At 36.1% G+C, this 7,294-nt stretch carries 4 protein-coding genes and 1 pseudogene; all 5 read left to right on the forward strand.

Annotation, left to right across the window (positions count from 1 at the left end; translation table 11 throughout):
- The first annotated feature begins 5 nt into the window (after positions 1-5).
- Positions 6-605: a YtpR family tRNA-binding protein gene (gene ytpR, locus CD118_RS06795; RefSeq protein ID WP_103356447.1), complete on the forward strand. Its 600-nt coding sequence runs from the start codon at positions 6-8 to the stop codon at positions 603-605.
- Positions 606-623: 18 nt separating this feature from the next.
- Entirely contained in the window at positions 624-3,824 is a 3,201-nt protein-coding gene (locus CD118_RS06800; RefSeq protein WP_103356448.1) for a DNA translocase FtsK, read from the forward strand.
- 30 nt (positions 3,825-3,854) lie between these two features.
- Entirely contained in the window at positions 3,855-5,168 is a 1,314-nt protein-coding gene (gene murC, locus CD118_RS06805) for a UDP-N-acetylmuramate--L-alanine ligase (RefSeq protein ID WP_060829757.1), read from the forward strand.
- Positions 5,169-5,245: 77 nt separating this feature from the next.
- Positions 5,246-5,707: pseudogene (locus CD118_RS06810) on the forward strand (DUF948 domain-containing protein); the annotation flags it as partial.
- A 250-nt stretch (positions 5,708-5,957) separates the two neighbouring features.
- A complete protein-coding gene (locus CD118_RS06815; protein WP_103356449.1) occupies positions 5,958-6,839 on the forward strand; it encodes a hypothetical protein in 882 nt (293 codons plus the stop codon).
- The last annotated feature ends 455 nt before the right edge of the window (positions 6,840-7,294 follow it).

A 7,294-nucleotide genomic window follows, 5' to 3' on the forward strand; every position in this document is an offset into this window, starting at 1 on the left:
TGAATATGAATTTATTTTATAATCCAACAGGAGTTGGAAACGTTGCATTTTTACAAATTGACCAAGTGGAAGGACCATTTGAATATGAAAATTATGGAGATGTTGTTGCAATAAAAAAAGAAGGTGAAATTGTCGGCTTCAACCTTTTTAATGCGACGAATCACTTGAGTCTTTCAGGAGAAGGACATATTAAATTGACGGCTTCACATATTGATGACATTCAAAAAATGATTGATGAAACAGATTTGAATTATCAACTTGAAGCAGATTTATCACCGAAATGTGTAGTAGGTTATGTACAATCAAAAGAAAAGCACCCAGATGCTGATAAATTGAGCGTTTGTCAAATTGATGTAGGTTCTGAGACGTTACAAATCGTCTGCGGTGCACCAAACATTGAGCAAGGTCAAAAAGTTGTTGTTGCTAAAGTTGGAGCTGTAATGCCAAGTGGAATGATTATTAAAGACGCTGAACTAAGAGGTGTCGCTTCAAGTGGTATGGTTTGTTCAATGAAAGAACTGAACTTACCTAATGCGCCACAAGAGAAGGGAATCATGGTTTTAGAAGATAGTTATAAAGTAGGTCAACCATTTTTCGATGAATAAAGGAAGGTTGTGAAATCAATGAGCTGGTTTGATCAATTATTTGGTGAAGATGATAAAAGCTATTCATCACAACGTTCAAAACGAAGAAAAAACGAGCAACAGAAAAGTCAATTTAAAAGTGATCTTGTACCGCAAAGTAACGATATTTACCAAAGACCAAGAGGTAAGTTCCGCTTTCCAATTCATATGTATGAGCAGCAGAAAGAGACAACACAAGATTATACTGCAACGGCTGAACAACATAAAGAAAACGTGTCACAATATACGCCACACACTTTAATTACGGATCGTAAACAGCGTCGTCATCGCGGTATGCAACAGCAGCCGTCGCAAGCCTCTGAACAAGTATCTAAACGAGATAACATACAATATTCCAACAATCAGCGTTATCAAAAAAGTCATCAAGTCGGATCACAATATACACGCCATGCTAAAAATCATTTTCCTGAAAAACCAAATTATCAGCAAAAGGAATTTAGAGCAAGTGAGGTGCCTTCAGCGATATTTGGAACAAAACAACATAAGAAAATTGAAAATAGTGGATTAAAGCAACCACCTGGCACGCGTCATGCTGAAGATACCCATGAAGAATCAAAGGTAAAACCAACAAGTTCAAGCTATAAAAACGAATCCCAATCAAATAGCAAAGCAAAAAGTTCTCAAAAAGGCACACCTTCTGGTCCAAGAAGTAATACCGTTAACATTGAAAATATTTATGCTTCTCAAATTGTCGAAGAAATTCGTCGTGAACGCGAGAAAAAAGTACTACAAAAGAAACGTTTTCAAGAGGAACTTAAGAAAAAACGCGAACATCAAGCAAATGATACGCAAAATGAGTTACAAAAAGCGATTGACGACATGCATACGGCACAAGCACGTCAGTTATTAGGTAAGCAGTATGGTACGTCTATAGAGGATGAGGACGCGGGTGATGACGCACCTTCAACGGCTGAAGATGCACCACAATCAAATGTTGAAGAAACTGAATCACGAGATCATAATCATGATTATACGTATGAAGAAGTTGATTTGGCACAATTTGATGAGCCATCTTCTGCAAGTGAAGAGACAGCTAAGGACTCGTCAGTACATCAACCGCCAAAATTGAAAGCATCTGAGATAACGACTGAGGATACGGCATTAGAAGAGCATGAAAATAATTTAGCACATGAATGGCATCAAGAAAATGAGAATAATGCAATTGATAGTGATGCGACCCATATGAGTTATGCCTCTGAAGTTGAGGATGTTGAAGAAAAAGACGCTGTGGCGAGCTTGGATGATAAAGATATAAAAGCTAAAGATAACGTCCAGTTAGAACCTGTGCTAAAACCAGAGCTTCATCGTGATAAAACTGATGAATTCAATCGTAAAGAGGTCCAAAAATCGATGGATTCTAATGATGACGAAAGCCAATCAAATGACGATAAAGTCAACTCGAATACTGATAAAAAGCAACCGAAAACGACCATCACTCCGATACGTAAAGGAAGTAAGCCTTTTAATGTCGTTATGACACCCTCAGATAAAAAAAGAATTATGGATCGACAAAAGAAAATCCAACAGTTCAATACAAGTCATAACGAAGTAAAAGATGATAGGCGTCAACAACCATCACAAGCGGAAGATGCAACTTCAAATGAAAATACACATGGTGCGTTGATTGCTGATAATCCATCGCAACAAACCCCTGTTAAGGACGATATGTCTAATACGTCAGAGAGACGAGAAACAGAGTCAAATATGACGAGGCTACATCATCAAAATTATGTTGAAGATACACAGTCTACAGTATCAAAACAAGAAGAAAAGGTTGTTCGCCGTGGGCCTAATTTGAATTTGCCAAGTATTGAACTACTGGATGAGCCTGAAATTCAAGAACGTGATGAAGCATGGATTTCTGAGAAAAAACAGGAGTTAAATGATGCCTTTTATTATTTCAATGTTCCAGCAGAAGTTGTCAATGTCATTGAAGGGCCAAGTGTGACACGTTTTGAATTATCTGTCGAAAAAGGGGTCAAGGTTTCAAGAATCACTGCTTTGCAAGATGATATTAAAATGGCGCTTGCAGCGAAAGATATACGTATTGAAGCCCCTATACCGGGTACAAGTTTAGTAGGTATAGAAGTCCCTAATCAATATGCAACGAAAGTTAATTTAAGATCGATTATCGATACACAAGCATTTAAAAATGCGGAATCAAAATTAACAGTTGCAATGGGAAATCGAATCAATAATGAACCGTTACTCATGGATATTGCTAAAACACCACATGCTTTAATAGCAGGTGCGACTGGATCGGGTAAATCTGTCTCTATTAACAGTATTTTAATTTCGCTGTTATATAAAAACCATCCAGAAGAATTAAAACTACTTTTAATTGACCCTAAAATGGTTGAACTAGCACCTTATAATGACTTACCACATTTAGTTGCACCAGTGATTACAGATGTCAAAGCTGCGACGCAAAGTTTGAAGTGGGCTGTGGATGAAATGGAAAGACGCTATAAGCTTTTTGCACAAGCACATGTCCGTAACATATCAGCATTCAACAAAAAAGTATCCTATGACCAGCGTATTCCTAAAATTGTGATTGTCATAGATGAGCTTGCAGATCTAATGATGATGGCGCCTCAAGATGTAGAGCAATCTATTGCGCGTTTGGCGCAAAAAGCGCGTGCATGTGGTATCCATATGTTAGTGGCAACACAAAGACCTTCAGTCAATGTCATTACGGGATTGATTAAAGCAAATATTCCAACTCGAATTGCATTTATGGTATCATCGAGTGTGGATTCTAGAACCATTTTAGATAGTGGTGGCGCCGAACGCCTTCTTGGTTATGGGGACATGTTGTATCTTGGTGGTGGTATGAATAAGCCAATACGTGTTCAAGGCACTTTTGTGTCAGATGATGAAATTGATGCTGTGGTTGATTTTATTAAATCACAACGAGAGCCTGAATATTTATTCCAAGAGCAAGAGTTATTACAAAAAACGGAAGCACCTGTTAAGGATGAATTGTTCGATGACGTATGCGCATTTATGGTGCGAGAAAACCATATTTCAACTTCCTTAATACAACGCCATTTTCAAATCGGTTATAATCGAGCAGCGCGTATCATTGATCAATTAGAACAACTGGGTTTCATCTCTGGGGCAAATGGATCAAAACCGCGTGATGTATATCTTACAGAGTCTGAATTAAATGAGCTTTAGTGTGGAAAAAGAGAAAGGAGCGATGAAACAATGACGAAATACCATTTTGTTGGTATTAAAGGTGCTGGGATGAGCTCATTAGCGCAAATCATTTATGATTTGGGCTATGATGTTCAAGGATCAGATATAGACCAGTACGTTTTTACTGAAATTGCATTAAAAAATAAGGGGATTAAAATTTTACCATTTACTGCGGATAATATTACTGAGGGGTTAACCATTATTCAAGGTAATGCATTTAATGATTCACATGAAGAAATCGCTCGTGCACATGAACTCGGTTTAAAAGTGATTCGTTATCACGATTTTTTAAGCGAAGTCATCAACCAGTACATATCCGTTGCAGTGACAGGTGCGCACGGCAAAACTTCAACGACTGGTTTGTTGTCTCATGTAATGAATGGTGATAAAAAGACATCATTTTTAATTGGTGATGGTACAGGTATGGGGCTGCCTCAAAGTGAGTATTTCGCTTTTGAAGCTTGTGAATACCGACGTCATTTTCTAAGTTATCAACCAGACTATGCAATTATCACGAATATCGATTTTGATCATCCAGATTATTTCAAAGATGTTGATGATGTCATAAATGCTTTCCAAGGTATGGCAAACAACGTTAAAAAGGCGATTATCGCTTGGGGTGATGATCCTTACGTAAAAGAGATTAATGTGGATATTCCAGTTTATTATTATGGTTTCGATCCATCAATGGATGTTTCTGCTCAAAATATCGAAGTTACAGATAAAGGAACAGCGTTCGATGTTTATATTAAAGGTGAATATTATGATCATTTTGTCTCACCACAATATGGTGATCACAATATTTTAAATGCTTTGGCTGTATTAACTATAAGTTATCTTGAAAACTTAGATGTAGACAATATTAAAGAAGCGCTGATTACTTTTGGTGGTGTAAAACGACGCTTTAATGAAACATTTGTACAAAATCAAGTATTAGTAGACGATTATGCCCACCATCCAAGAGAAATTAGTGCTACAATTGAGACAGCTAGAAAAAAATATCCAAATAAAGAAGTGGTTGCGATTTTTCAACCACATACTTTCTCTCGAACAAAAGCATTTTTACAAGAGTTTGCAGACGTGTTAAGTGATGCAGATCAAACTTATTTGTGTGATATTTTTGGCTCCATTCGTGAAAATCAAGGTGAATTATCAATTGAGGACTTATTAAAGCGGATTGATGGGGCACACTTGATTTCAGAAGATAATGTTGACCAATTAGAGAAACATGACGACGCTGTACTTCTTTTTATGGGTGCAGGAGACATTCAAAAGATTCTCAAAGCATATATGGAAAAAGTTAGTGTTGAACATGGGTTTTAATGTTTGAGTTTCAAGAGGTTGGGTATTAAAGTAAAATAAATAGCATATTATTTAATGTCATTAGGAGGCGTTTACGAATGGAATGGATTTTACCTATTGCAGGAATCATAGCAGCAATTGCATTTTTAATCTTGTGTATTGGTATCGTAGCTGTATTGGTTTCTGTTAAAAAGAACTTGGACCATGTGGCTAAAACACTTGATGGTGTTGAAGGTCAAATTCAAGGGATTACACGTGAATCAACTGACTTGCTACACAAAGCAAATCGTTTAACTGAAGATATCCAAGACAAAGCAAATCGCTTAAACTCTGTGGTTGACGCAGTAAAAGGTATTGGTGATTCAGTGCAAACATTAAACGGTTCAGTGGATCGTGTAACTCACTCAATTACACATAACATTTCACAGAACGAAGACAAAATTTCTCAAGTTGTTCAATGGTCTAATGTTGCAATGGAAATTGCTGATAAATGGCAAAATAGAAAAAGCCGCCGTGGAAGTGCAGCTTACAAAACGAACAACGTAGCAGATGATGCAAATCGTGGCCAAGGTCATCAACATTCACATTCTTTATCTAACGATGAATTAGTGAATAATGAATATAAAAATAAAGACTTAAACGATTTCTCAACTGACCCAGAATCAGTAAATACAAAGTATACAACTTTAAATGACTCTGATTCTAAACACAAATAATAAGTTCAGATTTTGAATAGGCTTTAAACAGAATGCACTTAAATGAGTTTAATACTTGATTTAAGTGCATTTATTAATAGGAGGGGACAATTGGATGGAAAAATATAATCGAGACTTATACACTAAAGGTTTAGAAAGTTATGAAGTACCTCATTATGAAGAAGGAAACAAAGGTTTAGATTTCGTATTCGGTTTTGTAGCAGGAGCTATTTTAGGAAGTGCGTTAGGTATTGTTTTAAAACCAGGATCAGCACAAAGAAAGAATAAAAATCGCAATCAAACTGTGAACGTCAACGATCAATCTACACAATTGAGAGAAGAAGCACAACGTAAAGCAGAAGCACTTAAAGCACAAGCAAGACAAATTAGAGATGAAAAAGCAAGTGCTACACAAAAAACTGAAAATAAAGAGAAAGTAACGTCTTCAGAACTAGAAGCGCAACGTCGTGCGATTCGAAGCGAAGTCGATTCAGATCGTTTACAACAACCCACTCGCAATCATGATCAATCAACAAAGTCTCCTGACAAAAAAGAGCATAAAAAAGACAGTGTAGCAACAGCGGTTGCTACACCTGTTCAACAAGAAAATTCTCAATCATCAACAGTTACAACAACGCAAAACAAACAATCTGTACAAGATGATACCGTTGCTGCACAACAACGTGCGATTCGTAAAGAAGTGGATTCAGATCGATTAGCGGGTCAAGTTGCTGATCAAAACAATGGTAAAGCACAAGTAGATGATAAAGGTCAAAAATCAGATAGTCAGGCACATGCTACAGCACAATCATCAAATAAACCTCAACCGCATAGTGAAGCACAATTTGAAAATGGTGTGATTACGCATGATACCTCTCATAAAGAGAACAATCAAAAAGATGACTTTAAACTTTCATCTGAACATAATCAAGCAGTATCTGAAGAAGCTAAAAAAACAAATAGTAAAGTAGACAAACACACTTTCAACAATAAATAACATCAATTTAATAGAACGAAAATGGGATATTAATCCCAAAAATAATAGCGCTAAGATGATTTTTAATAGTAAAATCGTTTTAGCGCTTTCTTTTATGATATAACTTCGTATGATATGTCTTTGTTTTCTGATGTAACGGCCTCAATTTGTCGTTTTCGGTTAATCCTATTTTAATTTAGGCTTATTTCCCATTGTTTTTAACCCGTTCAATCTCCTCAACGCAGCTCTACTAAAATGTAATCACAGAGTCGATTCGTTTTCTCTTACGCAAGAAAAGTTTATAATAAAACTAGAAAATGGTTTAATTGATATTAAATTTAAAATTTTCTGTCAAAATACATTGACTTAATGCGCAATATATTCTACAGTTTTAATAATCAGTAGTTGATGTTTATATATTATTATGGGGAATGGGTTGAAATTGAAGGATATTATTGATAATATACTCAATATCC

The organism is Staphylococcus coagulans (assembly GCF_002901995.1).
Taxonomy (GTDB): domain Bacteria; phylum Bacillota; class Bacilli; order Staphylococcales; family Staphylococcaceae; genus Staphylococcus; species Staphylococcus coagulans.